Source organism: Natronorubrum halobium (genome assembly GCF_051351675.1).
GTDB lineage: Archaea > Halobacteriota > Halobacteria > Halobacteriales > Natrialbaceae > Natronorubrum.
Map to the genome: position 1 here is coordinate 155,435 of NZ_CP195596.1, position 20,444 is coordinate 175,878.

Sequence of the window (20,444 nt, forward strand, 5' to 3'; positions counted from 1 at the left end):
TTCGTCCTTCGATCGAACCGAATCGCTCCAAATCGTTCCACAGACCACCGGACGGTCGGGTGGACGTAACTATTTACTTGTCGCCTCACGAGGCACCGGTATGCAACGGATCACGGCTGAAGAACTGCACGACGTCGCGACGGATCTGCTGGCTGCGCTCGGGACTCCCGAATCGCTGGCACCCCAGGTCGCGGCGTCACTGGTCGCAGCCGATCTCCGTGGCCACGCCTCACACGGAGTGATCAGACTTTCGACGACGTACCAGCCGATGGTCGACGCCGGTGAGATCGATCCGGCAGCGACGCCGTCGGTCGACTACCGAACGGAGGTAGTCGTTTCAGTCGACGGTAATGGCGCGTTCGGCCAGGTGACCGGACGGGAAGCGATCGACGCGGGAGTCGAGTCCGCTCGATCGCTCGGGATGGCCGTCGTCGGCGTGAAAAACGGCGCACATCTAGGGCGGATCGGCGAGTGGATCGAACGGGGAGCCGAGGAGGGAATGATCGTTCTCGCGTACGTCAATTCCGGAGGCACGATGGCGACCGTCGCCGCGCCCGGTAGCGCGGACCGCGTCTTCGCGACCAACCCCATCGCGATGGGCGTTCCGACGTTCGACGAACTGCCGTTTCCGATCGTGTTGGACATGGCGACGAGTCAAGTGGCACACGGGAAAGTCACGAAACGGTCCATCGATGGATCCGCGCTTCCGACCGAGTGGGCCGTCTCGGAGGCGGGCGAATTCGTTACGGACGCGGAAGCGTTCGAAGCGGGAACGGGAGCGTTGCTTCCGCTCGGCGGTCGTGCCGCTGGTCACAAGGGGTTCGGACTCGCCGTCTGTACGGAACTGTTCGGCGGCATCATCGGTGGCGGAACCGTTTACGGACAAGACGCCCCCGAGTGGGTGAGCAACGCGGGTATGTTCGTCCTCGTGGATCCGCTTCGCTTCTCCACGCAAGCGGAAGTCAAGGAAACCGTCGCGAGTGTCCGGAATCACATCGATCGAACATCCTATCCGGATGCGGTCGAAACGGGTGCGGCGACGGCGACCGATCGAGCGTTATTCCCGGGCGAACCGGAACACCGAACGCTCGTCCGCCGTCGGGAAGAAGGAATTCCGATTTCGGACCGCACGCTCGTCGCGCTCGCGGATCTCGCGGACGACCTCGAGATCGAGTTGCAGGCCGTTTGATCGTCGAGACCGAGTGATCCAATCGGTCTTCCGACTGATATCAGTCCGTTGACTGGACGAAAAACGCTGAAGACTCGGGAACGTGGGGCCAGGCGACAAATACAAGTCAATGATCACCAAAGTGTTTAGAAATGGCTGCACCGTTAAGCGATATTACGGTAGTCGAACTCACGCAGATGGTAGCAGGCCCTCATGCAGGAATGCACCTCGCAGACCTGGGTGCCGATGTTATCAAGATCGAACGCCCAGGATACGGCGAGATAGCCAGAAACGTCAAGCCGAAAGTCGACGGTGAGAGTTTCTACTATATGACCGTGAACCGAGGAAAACGCAGTGTGACACTCGATTTGAAGTCGGACAAGGGCCGCGAGGCCTTCCTCGACATCGCCGAAGAAGCCGACGTGATTCTCGAGAACTACACGCCGGGAACGGTGTCGGAACTGGGAATCGGATACGACGACGTTCGGGAACGAAACTCGGACGTCATCTACTGTTCCGTCAGCGGATTCGGACAGACCGGCCCACGAAGCGACGACTCCGGCGTTGATTTCGTCGTACAGGCCTACACCGGCGTCGCATCCATGACACGGGACACCGACGACCGACCGCTTCGAATGGGCGTGACGGTTTCGGATCTCGCCGGCGCGATGTACGCGATCCAGTCTATTCTCGCGAGTCTCCGACGCCGCGATCGGGAGGGGGTCGGCGACTATATCGACGTCTCGCTGAGCGACAGCCTGATCTCGTTCCTGAGTACCCGCGCCGGTTACTCCTTTGCGACGGAGGAACCATTTCCCTCCGTCGCGCGCTCACACGTCTATTTCGCCCCCGAAGGGATCTACGAGACGAATGACGGCTACATCAACATCTCGACAGTAACCGAAGAACACTGGGAGGAACTCTGTGACGTCCTCGACCGGAAGGACCTCCTCGAGCGCCCCGAGTTCGAGACGGCCGACGACCGCTGTCAACACAACGACGAACTCAACGAGATCCTCGAGTCGACGCTGCGCGAACGGCCGACGGACGAATGGGTCGAGGCTATGAAGCCGCGTGGCATTCCGGTCTCGGAAGTCAACGACACGCGCTCGATCTGGCAGGACGAACACACCGAAGAACGAGAGATGCGCTTCGACGTGGAGACGCCGAGTGGCGAATCCTTCCCCACGATTTCTTATCCCGTGAAACACGACGACTGGGAATGGGAGGGAGATAGGTACATCGCCCCGCTTGGCGGCGACACCGAGTCGATTCTCAAATCCGTGGGCTACGACGACGATGATATCGAATCGTTTCGAGAGGAGGAGATCATCTGATGGAAACAAGCGATCCCCCTGCCGAATCCACCCTCGAGCACTGAACGGACTCGCGACGATATCGTACAGTGTGTTTCGCTAGCGATTGCTGGTGGCCGTCTCGACTAGAGAGTGATTCCTCAACCAAAGTATAATATATCAATAACTTTGCCGGCAGCACAATCCGTGAACGATATGACTCCATCCGGTGATGTACAACCGATGCAGATAACCGACGTAACGACCCACCTCGTCGAATCGGACGCGCCGATTTCAGAGTACGGCGTCAACGGATGGCTTATCGTAACGATCACGACCGACGAGGGCATTCGAGGGGTCGGAGAGGCCGGTGCCTGGGCGTACCTCGAGACGACGGCACAGGCGATCGAACGCTTCAAACCGCATCTAATCGGGAACGATCCGCTCAGGCGCGAACACCACCTCCAGTACCTCTATCGAAGCGCCCATTTCCGGGGTGCGGCAATCATGGGCGCGCTGAGTGCGATCGACATCGCGCTGTGGGATATCGCCGGAAAGTACTACGACGCGCCGGTTTACGAGCTATTGGGGGGACAGTGTCGGGACAAACTTCGCACCTACGCTCACGTTATCGGAGGGTCGACCGACGAACTGGCGACGAAGTGTGCAGAGTGTAAATCGGAGGGGTTCACAGCGATCGGACATCTCTCCCCCCTGCTCGACGAATCGCGGGACGAGCCGTATTCAGAAACCCACGCTGGGATGATCGCCGACGCCGTCGAGCGAGTCCGTCGGTACCGCGAGGCGGTCGGCAACGATGTCGACCTCTGTATAGAGATCCACCGCCGACTCGACCCCCAGCAAGCCATCGTGCTGGCGAACGAGATCGAGCAGTATCGGCCGCTCTTTCTCGAAGACCCGATTAGACCAGACAACTTCGATGCGATGCAAAGAGTCGCCGACAAGACGACGATTCCGATCGCGACAGGCGAACGGCTCAGTTCGATCGAGGAGTTCGAACTGCTGTTGCGACGCGACGCCGTCGACTACGTGCGACCCGACCTCTGTTTGACCGGCGGGATTACCGGGGGCAAGAAGATCGCAGGAATGGCCGAGGCCAACTACGTCGACGTGGTCCCCCACGATCCGCTCGGTCCCGTAAGCACGGCCGCGTGCATCCAACTCGGGGCGTCGATTCCGAACCTCGCACTGCAGGAGTATCCGTACCGACCGGAGAACGATCAGGCACCAGGCGAGTCGGTGCTCGACGAACCCTTCCAGTGGGAAGACGGTTATCTGCTGGTTCCAGACAAACCGGGTATTGGGATCGAGTTCGAAGACGGAATTCTCGAGGCTGCATCGTACGAACAGCCGGAACTGATCACTCGGCTCCACGAGGACGGATCGGTCGTCGATCAGTAGCGGAGCGTGAACCGGTGATTCGTTCGGTCTGCTGTACCTGTGTACCGAAGATCACAGGACGGTTCGCAGTCGCTCAGAGAACGACGTACAGTGGTCCGTATCGGCGGGTGGCTCTTCGATTCAATACCGGAAATCAAAACGCGGGTAACCAAGCCGCCGGGTCCGGTTAGCCACCGGATCGTCGAAGTCGATCGATTACAGTCGGGGGACGCCGACGTCGTCCAGCCATCCGTCGATCGCTTCGCGGCCGTCACCACCGACGCTCTCGTACGGTGCTCGCGGCGAGCCGACCTCGACGCCCGCCAGTTCCGTCGCCGCTTTACAGACGGCGATCAGTCCGGCGTCCACCGGTTCCGGCGGAAACGCACCGAACGTTCGCTGGGCCTCAACCGCACGCTCGAGGTCGCCGTCCTGGAATGCCTCGTAGACTGCCATCGAGGGAACGGTAAGCGGCGCCGGCGTGATGATCCCTGTGCCGCCCGTCTGGAGGGTCGGTAGAAAGACATCCATCGTCGAGAGCACGTCGGCGTGTCCCTCGTGGTGGATTCGCTCGAGGAGCCAGCCGAGCTTCTGCCAGTCTCGAGAGCTCTCTTTGGCGTACTCGATACCGTCGATCTTCGCCACGCGCAGCATCGTTTCTTTGGCCATATCAACCGTGACGCTCGGATTGTTGTACGCCAAGATCGGTAAAGCGGTCTCCGCCGCGATGTTCTCGTAGTACCGGACGATCGCATCCTGACTCGGCTTGACGCCCCACGGCGGCATCGCGAGTAGCGCGTCTGCCCCCTCGGTCTCGGCGTGTTCGATGAGATCCGAAACAACCGGCTGAGCGGGATAGGAAACTCCGGCGAGGACCGGTACCCGTCCGTCGACGGCCGCGACGGTTTCGGTGACGACGGTCTTTCGTTCCTCGGGCGTGAGCATCGATGTCTCCTGGACGCCGGTTCCGGACGCGACGATGGCGTGACAGCCACATTCGAGTGTGAACTCAACGCTTTCCGGAATGCGATCTGGAACCAGGGTTCCGTCCTCGTCGAGTGGAGTGACGACTGGTGCCACGACGCCCTCGATATCTGCTGACATGCGCTCTATCGATTCACTGGCTGATACAAAAAGATGTGGATCAGCGGGTTTCGCCGGGATTCGTCGGGCGTTTCGCTGATCGACTCGGGTCTGATGGCGGACTCGACTGCTATCCGTCGGAGAACTGAGTCTCCCCTCGCGCGGTCAGTTTGGACGGTCGTACCTATCAGCTTATCATTACGTCCTCGAGGAACTCATAGATACGCGTCATGTCTGCGTCGTCGCCTTTCGTCGTCCGGGCGTAGCCAACGAGGTCGCGAGCGACGCGGCCGACGAGTAACGGTGCGTCCTGATCGTCAGCGAATTCCGAGAGTAGCCGCATATCCTTGTTCATGAGCCCGAGTTTGAAGCCGACGTCGTACTCGCCTGTCAGCACCTGATTCGGGATCTTGTCCTCGGTCGAGCTGTTTCGACCGGTACTGACACTGAAGATATCTACGAGTTGTTGGCGGTCTAGTCCGGCCGCATCGCCGAGGATTACGGCCTCGGAGGTCGCCAACAACGCGATGTTCGAGAGGTAGTTGTTGAGCAATTTGACCGCGTGACCGTGGCCCGGTGCGTCACCGACGTGGAAGAAGTCGGTTCCGATCGCCTCGAACAGCGGTTTACACGCCTCGAACACCGCCTCGTCGCCGCCGGCGATAATCGAGAGAGTTCCGTCCTCCGCACCGGACACACCACCGCTTACCGGTGCACCGAGAACGTCGACACCGCGCTCGGTGAGACGATTCGCGATCTCGTTCGTCGTCGCCGGCGTCGACGTCGTGAGGTCGACCAGGATCGATCCCTCCTCTAGGACCGCTTCGATCTCGTCGACGGTCGATTCCACGATTCCCGGCGTCGGTAACGACAGAAACACGACTTCCGCGCCCGTCACGGCGTCGGCGCTCGAGGTCGCTGCTGTCGCACCTTCGTCCGCGACTGCCTCGACGGCAGTGTCGTCAATGTCGTACACGGTTACATCGTGTCCCGCCGCAAGGAGGTTTCGTGCCATCGGTCCACCCATGGAACCGAGTCCGATGAATCCAAGAGAGGTCATACCACGACATCATCTACGTAGATCAAAGCTCTTGGGGTCTCCATCTCACTAGCAACTGCGTCATTCGCTAGTTCGGCTGGCTCCCGAACACCGACCGAAAATAATTATTATGAGTTATAATTCCATATTATGGGAAAACTACGAGCGGTTCGATCAGCTTCGCCTGCATATATTTACATTAGTACTAGTGTAAATACCGGTACCAACTGAACGGATTCAAGTTTCTTGTTACCAGACCTCACGCTAGGGGTGGCAAGACCGAGTGTGTTCGATACTGCTATCCGGAACGGGATTCCGCGAAAATCTGCCGGGAATAGCTGGAAGAGCGGTTCGCTACCGCCGGTTTCACATCACAGCGAGGAAATAAATATCCCGTAAAGCGGAACGAACTGCGGCAGAATCGAGATGACGATACACCCGTATTCGTCGTTTTTCACGCTTAGTGTGATGAATCGACAAATACTATCGGAGGCTGCATTCGGACGAGAGGCGAAAAATACTGCAGACGGCGGGAGCGAAACGAAGAATGCAGGAATGGACCGCTCCTTCCTTTCGTCGTACGGTCCTCAAGGCGATCATCGGAGATGGGAGTCAAGTGGGCTGTTCGATATCGGCCTCGATCCGAGTTGAGAAGACGCCTGCGAGCAACATGACCGCCGCAAGCACCCCCAGAGAGATGGTGTACGACGCCGTAATGTCCACGATCAGTCCGAATACAGGTGGAGTAATGATCGCACCCAGCATCACGGCAGTAATTGCGATACTCGTCGAAGCGCCGGTGTGATTGGCCCCGACGAGTTCGTTGGCCATCGCCAGGTAGACGCCATTGTATCCGAGTGCCAGACCGCCGATCAGCACGACCGCTACTGCCACGAACGGTAGCGGGGTACTCGGGGATGCCGATAACAAAGCGAGATAAGCGCCTGCGCCGCCGATGCCGATGAGAAAGAGTAATCGATGTTTGCTCCGCGGAAACCAGTCGTCGGCGAGATACCCGAACAGGATACGCGACCCGACTCCCGCGAGTTGCATTCCGGTGTACAGTAGTCCCGCCGTGGTCGGCCTGAGGGAAATGTGTTCGGTCAAATACAACACTGCGTACGCCATCAGCGTGAACTGACTCGCACCGAATAGAAACCCGACGATTAATAGCGGCGAGAGCCGCGTGGTATTGTAGACGCCGATGAGATCTTGAATCTGTGACTGGAACGCTCCGACTGCCGATTTATCTGCATGCTGGTTCGTACCGATATCGGGCGGTGGCGAATACACGGCGAGTAACACGAGACTGAGTAACGAACAGCCGCCGACGGCGGCGAACGCGACTCGCCAATCCGTATCTGTCGCCACCACAGGAAGCAACGCTGCACCGATCCCACCGCCGATCATCACGCCGGTCTGTTTGATTCCGAGTCCGGTTCCCAGTTGTTCTGGTGGGAACCAATCATAGACACCTTTGTTCGTTCCCGGCGGAATCACTGAATACCCACAGCCGAGTGCGAACAGACCGATTGCGAGGATCCACACATCGGTTCCTAACCCGATAGCGATACTGAACAATCCGATGAGGATCAGACCGATGCTGAGCATCAACCGTTCTCCGAACACGTCGGTCAGGACGCCACCCGGAATGAGCGTGAGGAAGTACCCGAGGTAGAGTGTGACGATGAGCAATCCAACTGCGGACGACGAGAGACCGAATTCGGACCGTATGAAGGGAGTGAGCGCAGTGATGGCCAGAAATGCGAGGCTGCCGATTATCTGGACGGTCAGCATGAGTCCGAGCGCACTCCACTGCCCCTTCAATAACCGTTTTCCGAACTGGTACGACGATGCCTCCGGCGATTTTTCCGGCATGTTGAGGAACAACGACCGGTTTGAGTGGCTGAAGTATAACGATTTTGTTTCTCGAGCACTCAGTCTCCGCGGACGACGCCTGAACGGATGTCGAATGTCACTATCGGCTCGAGAACCGGTAGTCCAGTCGCGTATCAGACGCCGTCTCGAAACCCGAGAACTCGAGCCACCGAATTGTCCCTCAGATTTACGAGTCGATCGTTCGAACGTGTTCGTGGATCGATTCGAGCACCGTCGCTATCTCCTCACCGACCAGTTCGAGGGTACGTTCTCCCGTGGCGGCGCTGGCGGCAGCCGGCTCGCCAAGCGTTCCGGTTTCGGTATACTCATCGAACGATCGATACACCGTGACGGGACCGCCGTTTAGCAAGTCCGCCCCGGCCCGGTCGTACGGCTCGTGTTGGGGCGTCGTAGAGACGCTGTCCTCGTCGACGAGATCCGGCCGAATCGAGAGCATCAGCGAAGTTTCGAGTTCGCCACCGTGCACTCCCGGCACGTCGCTCTGTTTGATATCCTCTACGTCCGATCCCAGAAGGTCGAGATAGAGGAACGTCGAGAGCTCCATCTCGGGGTGTTCCCCTCCAGCAACGGAGACTGCCGTCGAAAGTAGCGATTTGTTTCCCCCGTGCCCGTTCACAAAGGTGACCGCATCGAATCCGCTGTTGGCTGCGGAGTCGACGATATCGGTGATGGTATCGATGAACGTGTCGTGCTCGACGGTAATCGTTCCGCCGAACGGAAGGTGATGTGGGGAGTAACCGGCCCAGATCGGTGGAGCGAGTAAAACCGGAACGTCGTCATCGAGACGATCCGTACCGGCCCGAGCCGCTGCAGTCGCCAGAATCGTATCCGTCCCCGTCGGAAGATGGCGTCCGTGTTGCTCGAGCGAGCCGACGGGAACCATCAGTATCGATCCGTTTCGACCTGCGATGTCGACGATTTCGGCGTACGGCTTCGTGAGCCACGTCTCCTCGAACATATCAGCGCACATATCGAAGAGAACGGGCTACTCCCTAATAGCAGCTTCTGAACGCGACCGATAGCGGTCGTTCCTCCCCCGACCCGACCGACGCGGGTTCACGACACCGTCACAGCCGGTCGACGAACGATCGGAGCTCCGCTTCAAATCGGTCGGGTGCCTCCCAGAAGGGCGTGTGTCCGACGTCCGGATATATCGACGCTTCGGCGTTGGGGATCAACTCGGCGTGTTTCTCGGCGGCTGCAGGCGACACGACGCTGTCAGCCTCACCGTGTGCCAGTAGGACCGGGACGTCGACCTCGCGGAGCGTGTCCTCGTTAACGACTTCCCGCGCCTGCAGCGCCTCGCGGACGTGCGGCGGTGTTTTAACGTTGTAGCCGAGCATGAAGTGGTGATCGTCCGGATCGAGTCGCTCGCTGACGCACAACTCGATGAACGTGGAAAGCGCTGCGACGCTTTCTTCGACGTCGTTCGACTGAAATCCCTCGGCGAGTTCGACGAACGACTCGCCGGCGAAGCGGGCGGCGTCGTCGGTTCCCTTCTCGGAGATCGCACCGACGTAGATCGCTCCCGCGAGATCGTCGGTCCCGTGGACGGCGATATAGTCAGAGACGATGAGTCCGCCGTACGACCAACCGACTATCACTGGATCGTCGCGCTCGAGAGTATCGACGACGGCCTGGACGTCGTCGGCCCAGTGCGTGGGATCGTCGTACGCGTCACGAGGTTTGTCGGAGTCACCGTGTCCGCGAATATCGAACGCGACGAGACGAAAGTCGTCGGCGAGCTCGGAGTCGAACTGCGGCCGCCAGCAGAGCCGTGACTGCGAATATCCGTGGACGAACACGATCGGACGGGAATCGGGATCGCCGGTCGCGTCAACGCGAAGCGATACGTCGTCGGCCCCGGTTACACTATAGCTGTCCATACACGATACTGCGAGGCAGTACACGTACGTATTGGTTCCGGTGAAGAGCGACCGCCACCGTTTGGCACCGCTTCGTCACCACGCGTTCTTGAGGACCGCTTCGATATCGTCGACGTCCGGATCGAGCCCCGGTGGGTTTCGCTCGAGGTTTTGATCCGCAGCGATCGCGGCCGCGATAGCAGGGAGATGATCGCGCTCCACCCCCTCGAGTCCGCGCAGCCGCGAGGGCAGGTCCAGCGTCTCGCGAATCTCGATTACAGCGTCGATTATCGCCTCCGCGAGTTCGTCGTCAGAGCGGCCGGTTGGATCGACCCCTAATCCCTCGGCGATCAGTTCCCGACGGGCGTCGACCCGATCGAAGACGTATCGGAGTACGTGTGGGGCGAGAATACCGTGGGCCTCGCCCTGCTGGACCGGATAGTAAAACGACAGTCCGTGTCCGAACGCGTGGATAATACTGGTCTGGCGACCGTACTGGACCAGAATGATCCCCGTGACGATCCGATCGAGATCGGCATCGGATCGATCGGCGGAGTCGAGTGCCCCGACGGAGGCTCGAAGCAGTTTGAGACCGCGGATCGCCGTCGAGTCGGTGATCGGAGACAGCGAACCGGAGTAGAGCGTTTCGATACCCTTATCGAAACCGTTTATCGCGGATCCGACTAGCACGGAGTCCGGCGTCGTTTCGAACAGTGCCGGATCGTAGAACAGCGCCTCGGGTGTGAGTCTCGGATCACCGAACCGAGCCGATCTGACCTCGTCGTCCAGCGGCGGTTCACCGGCCGGTTGGTCCGTGAGTTTGATCCCGCCACCGGACGACATATCGGCACCGGCCAACGTGGTTGGAACGACGACCGTCGAGGGGATAGCCGTCCCTTCCTCCGGGTTGGGAACGGTACCGGTCTCTTCGATCTCTTCGAGAATGGATTCGAACGACCGGTCGTGGGCGGCTACCAGACACATCACCTTCGCGACGTCGAGACTGCTTCCCCCGCCCAGACAGACCAGAACGTCGATCTCGTCCTCACGTATCCGTTCTGCGCCGTCCGCTGCCGTTTGAATGTACTTCGCCGGAGTCGTCTCGTCGAAGACGTCGACGAGAGTCGATCCTAACCCTGCTGTCACCGGGTCCATCACTCCGCTGTTCGACCCGACGTTCGATCCGCACACGATGAGCGCTCTCTCGAACCCTCGCGATTCGAGAACGGTTCCTAAACGGTCGACACAACCACGACCGTAGATTATCGTTCCGGGATCGTAGTCGAACTCGAACGGTGGTGTGACATTCGTCATACCGGCCCATCTCTTGCGTTCGATATAAATCTGAGGGATCGGACCGGTTGGCCGGTCGAAACCGGGAGAAACTATTAGGAACGCCCTCGAGTTGTACCACTGATGACGGAGGATTATCGAATCGAGTCGGATTCGCTGGTCGGCGACGTGAAAGTGCCGGAGGACGCACTGTACGGCCCACAGACACAGGTCGCACTGGAGAACTTCAACATTTCGGAACTCCGGTTCGATCGAGAGTTCATCCGCACGCTCGGGCTCGTAAAGGACGCTGCCGCTCGGGCAAACGTCGAACTCGACCTCCTCGACGAAGCCAGAGGAGAGGCGATCCAGCAGGCGGCCGGAGAGGTCACCGACGGAGAGCACGACGACGAGTTCCAGCTCAATATCTTCCAGCTGGGCTCGGGAACGAACACCAATATGAACGCGAACGAGGTGATCGCGAACCGTGCCGCCGAGTTGCTCGGCGAGGAACGCGGATCCCGCCACGTTCACCCGAACGACCACGTCAACAAGGGTCAGAGCTCGAACGATGTGATTCCGACGACGATCCACGTTTCGACACGTGTCGCCGTCGAGTCTCAGCTCTTACCCGAGCTAACGCGGCTACAGGAGGAACTCGAGGCGAAGGCGACGGCCTTCGACGATATCGTCAAGACGGGACGAACGCACCTCCAGGATGCGACGCCGATCCGCCTGGGTCAGGAGTTCTCGGGATACGCGAGTCAGATGGAACACGGCGTCGAACGGATCGAGGGAACGCGCGACTCACTCGAGGAACTCGCAATCGGCGGTACGGCGGTCGGAACGGGGCTAAATACCCATCCGGAGTTTCCGGAACTGGTCGTCTCGCACGTAAGCGATGAGACCGGAATCACGTTTCGCGAAGCCGAGAACCACTTCGAAGCGCAGGCTGCTCGCGACGCGATCGTCGAACTCAGCGGGGCCATGAAGACCGTCGCGGTCTCGCTGATGAAGGTGACGAACGACCTTCGATGGCTCTCCAGCGGGCCACGATCGGGGCTGGGTGAGATCAGTTTGCCGACCGTCCAGCCGTCGGGGTCGTCGATAATGCCGGGGAAGCTGAACCCGGTCATCTGCGAGGCGGTCAATCAGGTCGCTGCGCAGGTGATCGGAAACGACACCGCGATCACAACGGCCGGACACGCGGGCGGAAACTTCGAAATCAACGTCATGAAACCCGTGATGGCGTATAACGCGTTGCAGTCGGTCCAACTACTGGGATCGGCGTGCGAGCTGTTGGCCGATCAGATCGTTCCGGGTATCGAAGCCAAAACTAACATTTGCGAGCGAAATGCCGACCGGAGTCTCTCACTCGTGACAGCACTCGCCCCCGCCGTCGGCTACGACCTCGCCGCTTCGATAGCCGGCGAGGCGCTCGCCGAGGACGAGACGCTCGAGGAAGTCACGCTCAAACGGAACGTGCTCGATCAGGAGAAACTCGATCGCTTGCTCGATCCCCGTCGAATGACATCGAGGGGATATCTCGCCGACGAGGACCGATCAGATTAACCCGAGCGAGTCGAGGCCGACCAATCGGTCGCCGGGCCACAAAGCGACGCGCAGACTGGACGGTCCGGGCGGCAAACCCGACTACGATGCTGAAGTATATGTGGATCGAGCCGAAGGGCTTTGTATGCGATCGATTCGGTATCATCAGGCAGGGGAGCCGTCCGTGCTTCGACTGGACGACGTGGATCGACCGTCGCCGGGTCCTGACGAGGTTCTCATCGATGTCCGGGCGGCGAGCATCAATCCGACCGACGCGAAGCGACGAATGCGGGGGACCGGTCCGCTCCCGAAGACGACGGGGTCTGACGTCGCCGGCGTGGTCGAATCGATCGGTTCGGATATCGCGCGGTTTTCGCCCGGTGACAGGGTCTGCGGGACCGGTCTGCACACGGCCCGATTTCAACAGGGATCGTTCGCGGACTACGTCGCCGTTCCGACCGACGTCCTCGCCCCGCTTCCCGACGGGGTCTCGTTCGAACAGGCCGCAGCCGTCGCACTGGTCGGCGTGACGGCCTGGCGAGCCCTCGTCGATCACGCCGACCTCGAACCGGGTGAGACGTGTCTCGTCCACGGTGGGACGGGCGGTGTCGGGCACGTGGCCGTCCAGCTCGCGGCGGTCCACAATGCGGTTACTGTCGCCACAGTCGGTTCCTCGAACGCCAGAGAGGCGGCCGAGGGATTCGGCGCGGACGCCGTCGTTCGATACGATAGCGAGACGCTACTCGAAGACGTCCTCGAGGCTGCTGGACGGGAGTTCGACGTCGTGCTCGATCACCGCGTTCACGACTACTTCGCGTTCGACATGGACGCGGCTGCGTTCGGTGGACGGATCGTACACTACGGCGGCCTCGACGGAGCGGTGACGAACTCGCGGGTTGCGATGCAAAAGGATCTCACGATCAAACCGATGACGATGTCGAACCTCGCGTCACGTCCCGAGACGCCACGGATCGCGGACGTCCTCCCGCGGGTCCTCGGCCTCGTCGGCGACGGATTGCTCGTTCCGGAAATCGCTGCTACCTACGACCTCGAGGAGGCCGTCGAAGTCCACCGATCGATCATGGAAGACAGCTTCGTCGGGAAATTGGTTGTTACCCCGTAGTTCCCTGCAGGCTAGTCGACGGTCGCCTCGCGATGTCCCTGCCTCGGGACGATGGGAGGGGTGTCCGCCCCGAAGACCGTACGGTTTTAACTAGATCCGGCCCGTTGGCGAACGTATGCTCGAGGAAGGCGACAGCGCACCCAACTTCGCGTTACCCTCCACCGCGGGTGGCGAGAAGCGACTGTCAGAGACGATCACAACGGGTCCGACCGTCCTGGTGTTCTTTCGGGGCCATTGGTGTTCGTACTGCGCCGAACAGTTACAGACGTTCAGTTCGCTCTCGTACGACCTGTGGCGACATCTCCAGGTCGACGTGCTTCCGATAACGGGCGATCCGATCCCGGACCTCACCGAAATGCGCGACCGGTTCGACCTGCGGATACAGCTCCTCTCCGATCCCGAACTCGACGTTACGGAACAGTACACGTCGACGGAAACACACACTGCGATCGGCGACAAACAGAGTCGCGGTCGGATTCCGATTCCGACGACGATGGTAGTCGACACGGACCGTGTCGTCAGATACGTACAGGTCGCCGATGATCCGACGGATCGTACCTACGCAAATTACGTTCGACATTTCATTCGGACCGACTTTACCGAACCGTACGTCGAGGAGTGATCAGTATCCCGAATCGCCAGTCGGAAGTGTCCGTTCGGACACGTATTGCCTCCGAGACGTACACTTATCATCTTCGAGACTGAGTTTTCGCTATGACATCGTTCGGCTATCTCTTACCGACGCGCGGGATCGTCCTCTCGAGCGACGATGACGCGACGCTCGCATCGAAAACGCAGACCGACGTGATCAACATGGGGGTACAGGCCGAAACGCTGGGATTCGAATCGGTCTGGGCTGGAGACAGCGTCCTCGCACGACCGCGACTCGAACCCCTGACGACGCTCGCCGCCGTTGCAGCCGCAACTGACACCATCGGTCTCGGGACAGCCGTCTACCTTCCTGCACTCCGTAACCCAGCGAACGTCGCACACCTCACGGCGACGGTCGATCAGCTGAGCGGCGGACGCCTCTCGTTCGGCGTGGGAGCAGGAGCGTCCCGCTCAGACGTCGAAGCTGAGCACGCCAACCTCGACGCTCCATTCGAGGACCGAGGCGAGGCGATAAACGAACTGCTCTCGATAGTGACCGAGCTGTGGTCCGGCGAAACCGTCACCCACGACGGATCGTTCTACCAACTCGAGGGGGCGAGCCTCGGTTTCGGCCCCGTCCGATCACCGACGGTCTACGTGCCGACGGGAGCGTTCGACCCGGACCGAGGCTTTCCGAAGACGATCCGGGAACGGCTGATAGAGCACGGTGACGGCTGTCTTCCGAACGTGGTATCGCCCGACGAGTACCGTGCCTCGCTCGATGCGATCGAGGAGTTGCTCGAAACGGCCGGGCGAGACCCCGCAACGTTCGATCCAGCGCTGTATATGGACGTCGTCGTCGACGACAGCGAAGACGCGGCACGGCAACAGGCCCGAGAGTTTTACGACCAATACTACGGGAAAGGCGTGATAACTGACGAGCAGTTGGCGACCCGTGGGTTGTACGGACCACTGGACCACGTCGAAGCCGAGCTAGGCGCGTACGCCGACGCAGGCGTCGAGACGATGGTCGTTCGGTTTACCGCCCGAGAGCAACGTGCACAGCTCCGGCAGTTTGCCAGTACACTCTGACTCAATGCCGGTCGGAACCTGCTTGGAAATCCGGTACTCGAAACTCAGGTCCACCAGAACCGATATATAGATCCTCGATAATGGACGTCGGGTAGCGTAGCGTCAAACGGACACGGCAGAGCCAGTTTGAAGACCAGCCCATTCGACGTACAGGTACCAGTTCGACGTGAAAGGGATTCAGCAGGGAACGAACCGAAGCGGGGTGTTCGGGGAACGAATAATCGTACCAGCGGAACAGAGATCTGACACCATAGTCCAAAGCAGATATACTACGATTTTAAACATAGTGGTGATCTGTCGCTGTTCCCGAATAATAAAATAACATATATTTTCACAATGCAAAAATAGGGAAAATATATATGTTATAGGAAGCTTCATTGCTAACATGCCAGAAGATAGCAAGACTTCTCGGCGGAAGGTACTGCAAGGTGGGGCTGCACTCGGTATCGCTGGGTTAGCCGGTTGCTTCGGCGGCGACGACGACACGTACGCATTGACGGTCGGCTGTACATCCAGCGGAAGTTCGACGATGCGTGCAGGCCAGGCGATGGCCCGGACGATGGACGAACACAGTGACGAGGTCAGATTCGACCCACAGGCCACTGACGGCCTGATCGCCAACCTTTATGAATACGACAGCGGCGAGTTCGAAGCGGTCGGTGTGGGGATTCACGGCTACTCCCAGGCAATGGGTAGCGAGGGAGACTTCGAAGACGATCCGGTCGAACAGTTGCCACACCTCGGTCCGCTGTACACACGTGCCCAGATCTACCTCGTCGCTCGTGACGGATCCGACGTCGAAAGCGTCTCCGACCTCCGGGACGGTGGCCACAACCTCTTCCCGATTCAGCCCGGGTTCGGGACTCGGCTGCTGACGGAGGAAGTCCTTCGAGAGGCAGACCTCTGGGATCAGAACGAGATCATCAATATCGACGTCGGTGACGCTGCCGGTGCGTTCGAGGAAGAGCGAATCGACGTTGCAGCCGTTTACGACAGCAACGGCGTCGCCCTCGCCGGCTGGGTTCAGGAAATCGACGTCCGAAACGATCTTCACCTGATCGATCCGGACGACGATCAGTTCATCGAGACGCTCGAGAATTTCGAAGGCGCAGACGCGTACGAAACCGAAGTCACCGGGTGGGAACAGGACGTGACCGGTATCGTCGACGAGACGTGGATCTGGACGCTCGACGCCGGGTGGTCGTTCAGTCCTGACGTGCCGGCTGACGTCACGTACGAACTGTGTGAGATGTATGCCGAACACGCGGATACGGTCCAGGAATCCGACGAGACGGCGATGGATTACGACGACCTGGAAAGCCACTTTGCGGGCGGTTTCCTCGAGGGCGCACCGGTTCACGAGGGGGTCGCTGACTTCCTCGAAGATAATGACTTGACGGTCGGCGAGGACGTCTCCGGTGAACGTGGCGGAGACGAAGAGTTCACGGTATAGCCGGTTCGGACTGCGGTCAATTTTTGAGCGCAACCGCCAGCGAAAGCGAAACGCCAATAGTCCCGAGTAACGGATCGGAATCGTAAGGAGAGAACGCGAGTTTCGCCGGGAAACGCGTCGTCTTCCCGAAGCCCACAGCTACGTAGTACTGGAAACTACGGCGTGAGGACGACCTTCCCGAAGAAGCTGTCCTCGATCACGCGTCGTTGTGCCGCGGCGGCCTCCTCGAGTTCGTACGTCTCTGCGAGCTGAATCTCGACGTCACCCTCGCTGAGCAGGTAGGCGATCTTCCGCAACGGAACGCGGAGATCCGGCGTATTGAACATCGTCATCATGGTCAGTTGGAGATCTTTGCGGCGAGTTTCGGAGGAGCGATCGAAGCCGGCGCCGGTTTCGTTTTCGCCGATACCGATAATGCGACAGCCGACGTTCGCGACGGTCGCGTCGAACTGGAGGTACTCGTCGAGTCGATGATCGAGGACGACATCGACGCCGCCACCACCAGCGGCCTGAACTGCTGAAGCGAGATCATCCCGCGCGTAATCGAGGACGGTATCCGCACCGAGTTCGTACAGTTCGTCGTGGTAGGACGGGTTCGCAGTCGTAATGACCCGAGCCCCCGATGTCGCTGCGATCTGTACCGCAGCATGGCCCACGCCACCAGATCCACCGTGAATCAGACAGACATCTGTCGCCTGCAAGTTCGCGTGATCAACGAGTGCTCGCCACGCTGTCACCGAAACAACGCCGGCAGCGCCGGCAGCGACCATATCGACGTTTGACGGAAGCGTCACCAGTCGATCGTCGGGAACCGCAACGAACTCCGCGTAGCCACCGTAGTGATTCTTTCCGATTCCCGTTCCGTATACCGGATCACCAACGTCGATATCGGTGACGTCCTGACCAACGACTGCGGCCGTTCCCGCGACGTCGATCCCCGGAATCATCGGCAGCGTAAACGGCTCCGTTGCGCCCTCTCGAATGTACGTATCGACCGGATTGACACCTGCACCATCGACCTCGACGAGCACTTCGTCTGCCCCAGGGTCGGGGCGGTCGATGTCGCCGACTCGTAACTGGTCCGGACCACCGTGTTCGTGAAAACGTACTGCTCGCATATGGTGTGATGGTTGGTAACATATATAAAGGCAGTGAAACGGGAGTCTTCAGCCGTCCCTGCCCTTCAAAATCGGTATCGGGATATTCCCAGCCGCTTCACGAAGCCTATTTACAATGAGCGCGAAACGTATAATGTTGAATGAAAACGCACACCACATTCGAGCCGGATCCGGAAACCGATGGCCGACTGATAAAGACGGCAGTCGCACCTCGTCCGATCGCCTGGATCAGTTCCATCGACGAGGACGGTATCGACAATCTCGCACCGTTCAGTTCGTACAACTACGTCTCGCCGTCGCCGCCCGTCATCGTGTTCAATACCGGAATCGACGAAAACGGGCAGTTGAAGGACACGCCGCGGAACGCGATCGACACCGAAGAGTTCGTCGTTAACGTCGTCACCGCAAATCTCGCCGAACAAATGGATCGGACCTCCGCGGATTTTCCATCCGGGGAAAGCGAGTTCGACGAGGTCGGGATCCAACGCGCTCCGTCGACGAAGGTAACGGCGCCTCGAGTCGCCGACGCAGTCGTCAGCATGGAGTGTACGCTCTACGACTCGAGGCGAGTCTACGATCGGATGATGGTGCTCGGCGAGGTAGTTTGCTTCCACGTCGCCGAGGAGGTCCTGACGGACGGAAAAATCGAGATGAAACGGGTCGATACGGTTGGGCGGCTCGGGGGACCATACTACACGCCGAGCGATCCGACACCGGTCGAGCGTCTCTGGACGGATTCGTAAGTCATCCCGATACGGGAAGTGTCCGTTCGTTCGCCGTCAGACCCCGATTTCGCTCTCACTAACGAATTCGGCGGTCGAGAAGACCGATTTACGATCGAAATCGGGCCTGATAGCTGATCACAACCATTAACTGATCACGGATCGGCTGATAGAGTGATGTTTCACACGCACGGTCACTTATTCAAGAACGCGTTCGGGACACCGGAGATCCGGGAGGTGTTCACGGAGGAAGCGTACGTCGACCGATTCATGCGCGTCGAGGCCGCACTGGCCCGTGCACAGGCCGACATCGGCGTAATTCCGGAGGCCGCGGCTGAGGAGATAACGAATACCGCCTCAGTCGAACACATCGATCTCGAGGACGTCGAACGGCGAATCGAGGAGATCGATCTGTTCACGGTCGCGATCATCCAGACGTGGAAGGAAGAAATCGGCGACCATGGTGAGTACATCCACTGGGGTGCCACCAGTCAGGACATCGCCGATATGGCGCTGCTGGAACTGATACGAGAGGGCCTTTCGGTCCTCGAAACGGATATCGAGGCGGTCGGAGACGCACTCGAGATACTCGCCGAAACTCACGCCGAAACGCCGATGGTAGGTCGGACCCATCACGTCCACGCGCTCCCGATTACGTTCGGTCTGAAGGCGGCGAACTGGCTGGACGAATTCACTCGCGACCGTGACCGCCTCGAGTCGGCAGTCGAACGGGTCGAAGCGCTGCAGTTTTTCGGGGCCGTCGGAACGCTCGCGTCACTCGGTGAGGACGCACTCGAGGTTCAGGAGCGATTCGCCGAGGAACTCGAGCTAACGGTTCCTGCGACGGCGTGGCATTCATCACGCGATCGGTTCGTCGAACTCGCCAACGCTTTCGCCTCAATGGGGGCGACACTTGGACGCATCGCTCGACAAGTTCTGGTCCTCGGACGAGAGGAGATCGGTGAACTTGCCGAGCCCATCGATGACGGACAGGTCGGAAGCAGTACTATGCCCCACAAGCGAAACCCGATAAAAACCGAGCGGAACCTCGGACTCGCTGCTCTCCTACGGGGACACGCATCGACAATGCAGACGCTAAACGACGGGCACGACGAGCGCGATGCCGGACTCTGGTACGCCGAGTACGCTCTCATTCCCGAGGCGTTTTGCTATCTGAGTCGAGCGCTTCGGAACAGCCGTGAGGTCCTCACGGAACTCGTCGTCGACGCCGAAGCCATGCAGGAGAACCTCGAGCATCACGATGGACTCGTTACCTCCGAGGCACTCATGATGGCGCTCGCCGACACGGTTGGACGCCAAACGGCCCACGAACTCGTCTACGATGCGGTCACGAAGTGTCTAGAGTCGGATAAGACGTTCCTTCGAACACTGCTGGATGACGAGCAGATCACCGCCGTACTTTCCAGCGATGAGATCGAGCGACTGACCGATCCGACCGCCTACACCGGTTCCGCTGACGTGTTCTCCCAGAGAGCCATCGAAAACAGTCGCCAACAGTAACTCTATTCCCCATCGGACGACTCAACTCTGGTGACGTCTAGGGTGCAGGTCACCGTCGACCACGCAGAGACGGACACGGTTTGAACTGGTTGGATGAACTCGGCTACGTTCGCCCGACCGAACTGCGACGCGACCGGGAAATATCGTACCGGATACGATGAATATCTGGCGCAGATGCCGAATTAACGACCTGTTGTGAGAACGTCGGGTTAGATGGTATCCGTTTACGTCGTGGATAAGACCCTCCGTCG

17 protein-coding genes are annotated in these 20,444 nt (G+C 59.6%); 10 read left to right on the top strand and 7 right to left on the bottom strand.

Features of this window, described 5'->3' with window-relative positions:
- Nucleotides 1–100: 100 nt before the first annotated feature.
- The 3 genes from ACSFC7_RS24710 to dgoD all read left to right on the top strand — a co-directional run bounded on the left by ACSFC7_RS24710 (nucleotide 101) and on the right by dgoD (nucleotide 3,885).
- On the top strand, nucleotides 101–1,189 hold the full coding sequence (locus ACSFC7_RS24710) for an Ldh family oxidoreductase (RefSeq protein ID WP_436348565.1): 1,089 nt from the start codon (nucleotides 101–103) through the stop codon (nucleotides 1,187–1,189).
- Nucleotides 1,190–1,320: 131 nt separating this feature from the next.
- A complete protein-coding gene (locus tag ACSFC7_RS24715) occupies nucleotides 1,321–2,505 on the top strand; it encodes a CaiB/BaiF CoA transferase family protein (RefSeq protein ID WP_436348567.1) in 1,185 nt (394 codons plus the stop codon).
- A 201-nt stretch (nucleotides 2,506–2,706) separates the two neighbouring features.
- Nucleotides 2,707–3,885, top strand: coding sequence for a galactonate dehydratase (dgoD, locus tag ACSFC7_RS24720; protein WP_436348568.1), 1,179 nt, complete (start codon nucleotides 2,707–2,709; stop codon nucleotides 3,883–3,885).
- Between the two features lie 195 nt (nucleotides 3,886–4,080).
- Here dgoD and ACSFC7_RS24725 read toward each other — a convergent pair whose 3' ends face one another.
- The 6 genes from ACSFC7_RS24725 to ACSFC7_RS24750 form a co-directional block, all read right to left on the bottom strand.
- Complete coding sequence (locus tag ACSFC7_RS24725) at nucleotides 4,081–4,968, bottom strand: dihydrodipicolinate synthase family protein (protein WP_436348569.1); 888 nt, start codon at nucleotides 4,966–4,968, stop codon at nucleotides 4,081–4,083.
- Nucleotides 4,969–5,134: 166 nt separating this feature from the next.
- A complete protein-coding gene (locus ACSFC7_RS24730; protein ID WP_436348570.1) occupies nucleotides 5,135–6,007 on the bottom strand; it encodes an NAD(P)-dependent oxidoreductase in 873 nt (290 codons plus the stop codon).
- Between the two features lie 591 nt (nucleotides 6,008–6,598).
- Nucleotides 6,599–7,864: an MFS transporter gene (locus tag ACSFC7_RS24735; protein ID WP_436348571.1), complete on the bottom strand. Its 1,266-nt coding sequence runs from the start codon at nucleotides 7,862–7,864 to the stop codon at nucleotides 6,599–6,601.
- A gap of 187 nt (nucleotides 7,865–8,051) precedes the next feature.
- On the bottom strand, nucleotides 8,052–8,855 hold the full coding sequence (locus tag ACSFC7_RS24740; protein ID WP_436348572.1) for a creatininase family protein: 804 nt from the start codon (nucleotides 8,853–8,855) through the stop codon (nucleotides 8,052–8,054).
- A gap of 97 nt (nucleotides 8,856–8,952) precedes the next feature.
- A complete protein-coding gene (locus ACSFC7_RS24745; protein ID WP_436348573.1) occupies nucleotides 8,953–9,771 on the bottom strand; it encodes an alpha/beta fold hydrolase in 819 nt (272 codons plus the stop codon).
- A gap of 75 nt (nucleotides 9,772–9,846) precedes the next feature.
- Entirely contained in the window at nucleotides 9,847–11,064 is a 1,218-nt protein-coding gene (locus tag ACSFC7_RS24750; protein ID WP_436348574.1) for an iron-containing alcohol dehydrogenase family protein, read from the bottom strand.
- A gap of 102 nt (nucleotides 11,065–11,166) precedes the next feature.
- On the opposite strand from ACSFC7_RS24750, the gene ACSFC7_RS24755 reads away from it, so the two are divergent.
- The 5 genes from ACSFC7_RS24755 to ACSFC7_RS24775 all read left to right on the top strand — a co-directional run bounded on the left by ACSFC7_RS24755 (nucleotide 11,167) and on the right by ACSFC7_RS24775 (nucleotide 16,832).
- Complete coding sequence (locus ACSFC7_RS24755; RefSeq protein ID WP_436348575.1) at nucleotides 11,167–12,594, top strand: class II fumarate hydratase; 1,428 nt, start codon at nucleotides 11,167–11,169, stop codon at nucleotides 12,592–12,594.
- Between the two features lie 124 nt (nucleotides 12,595–12,718).
- Nucleotides 12,719–13,696 (top strand): quinone oxidoreductase family protein, encoded by a 978-nt coding sequence (locus tag ACSFC7_RS24760; protein WP_436348576.1) that lies wholly within the window; start codon nucleotides 12,719–12,721, stop codon nucleotides 13,694–13,696.
- 115 nt (nucleotides 13,697–13,811) lie between these two features.
- On the top strand, nucleotides 13,812–14,318 hold the full coding sequence (locus ACSFC7_RS24765) for a peroxiredoxin family protein (RefSeq protein ID WP_436348577.1): 507 nt from the start codon (nucleotides 13,812–13,814) through the stop codon (nucleotides 14,316–14,318).
- A 92-nt stretch (nucleotides 14,319–14,410) separates the two neighbouring features.
- Complete coding sequence (locus ACSFC7_RS24770) at nucleotides 14,411–15,379, top strand: LLM class flavin-dependent oxidoreductase (RefSeq protein WP_436348578.1); 969 nt, start codon at nucleotides 14,411–14,413, stop codon at nucleotides 15,377–15,379.
- 385 nt (nucleotides 15,380–15,764) lie between these two features.
- Nucleotides 15,765–16,832 (top strand): TAXI family TRAP transporter solute-binding subunit, encoded by a 1,068-nt coding sequence (locus tag ACSFC7_RS24775; RefSeq protein ID WP_436348579.1) that lies wholly within the window; start codon nucleotides 15,765–15,767, stop codon nucleotides 16,830–16,832.
- A gap of 155 nt (nucleotides 16,833–16,987) precedes the next feature.
- Here the strand turns inward: ACSFC7_RS24775 and ACSFC7_RS24780 are convergent, their stop codons facing one another.
- Nucleotides 16,988–17,950, bottom strand: coding sequence for an NADPH:quinone reductase (locus tag ACSFC7_RS24780; RefSeq protein ID WP_436348580.1), 963 nt, complete (start codon nucleotides 17,948–17,950; stop codon nucleotides 16,988–16,990).
- A 140-nt stretch (nucleotides 17,951–18,090) separates the two neighbouring features.
- Here ACSFC7_RS24780 and ACSFC7_RS24785 point away from each other — a divergent pair, with 140 nt between their 5' ends.
- Together ACSFC7_RS24785 and purB are read left to right on the top strand one after the other, a co-directional pair.
- Nucleotides 18,091–18,693 (top strand): flavin reductase family protein, encoded by a 603-nt coding sequence (locus ACSFC7_RS24785; protein ID WP_436348581.1) that lies wholly within the window; start codon nucleotides 18,091–18,093, stop codon nucleotides 18,691–18,693.
- A gap of 156 nt (nucleotides 18,694–18,849) precedes the next feature.
- Nucleotides 18,850–20,193, top strand: coding sequence for an adenylosuccinate lyase (gene purB, locus ACSFC7_RS24790; protein ID WP_436348582.1), 1,344 nt, complete (start codon nucleotides 18,850–18,852; stop codon nucleotides 20,191–20,193).
- Nucleotides 20,194–20,444 lie beyond the last annotated feature (251 nt).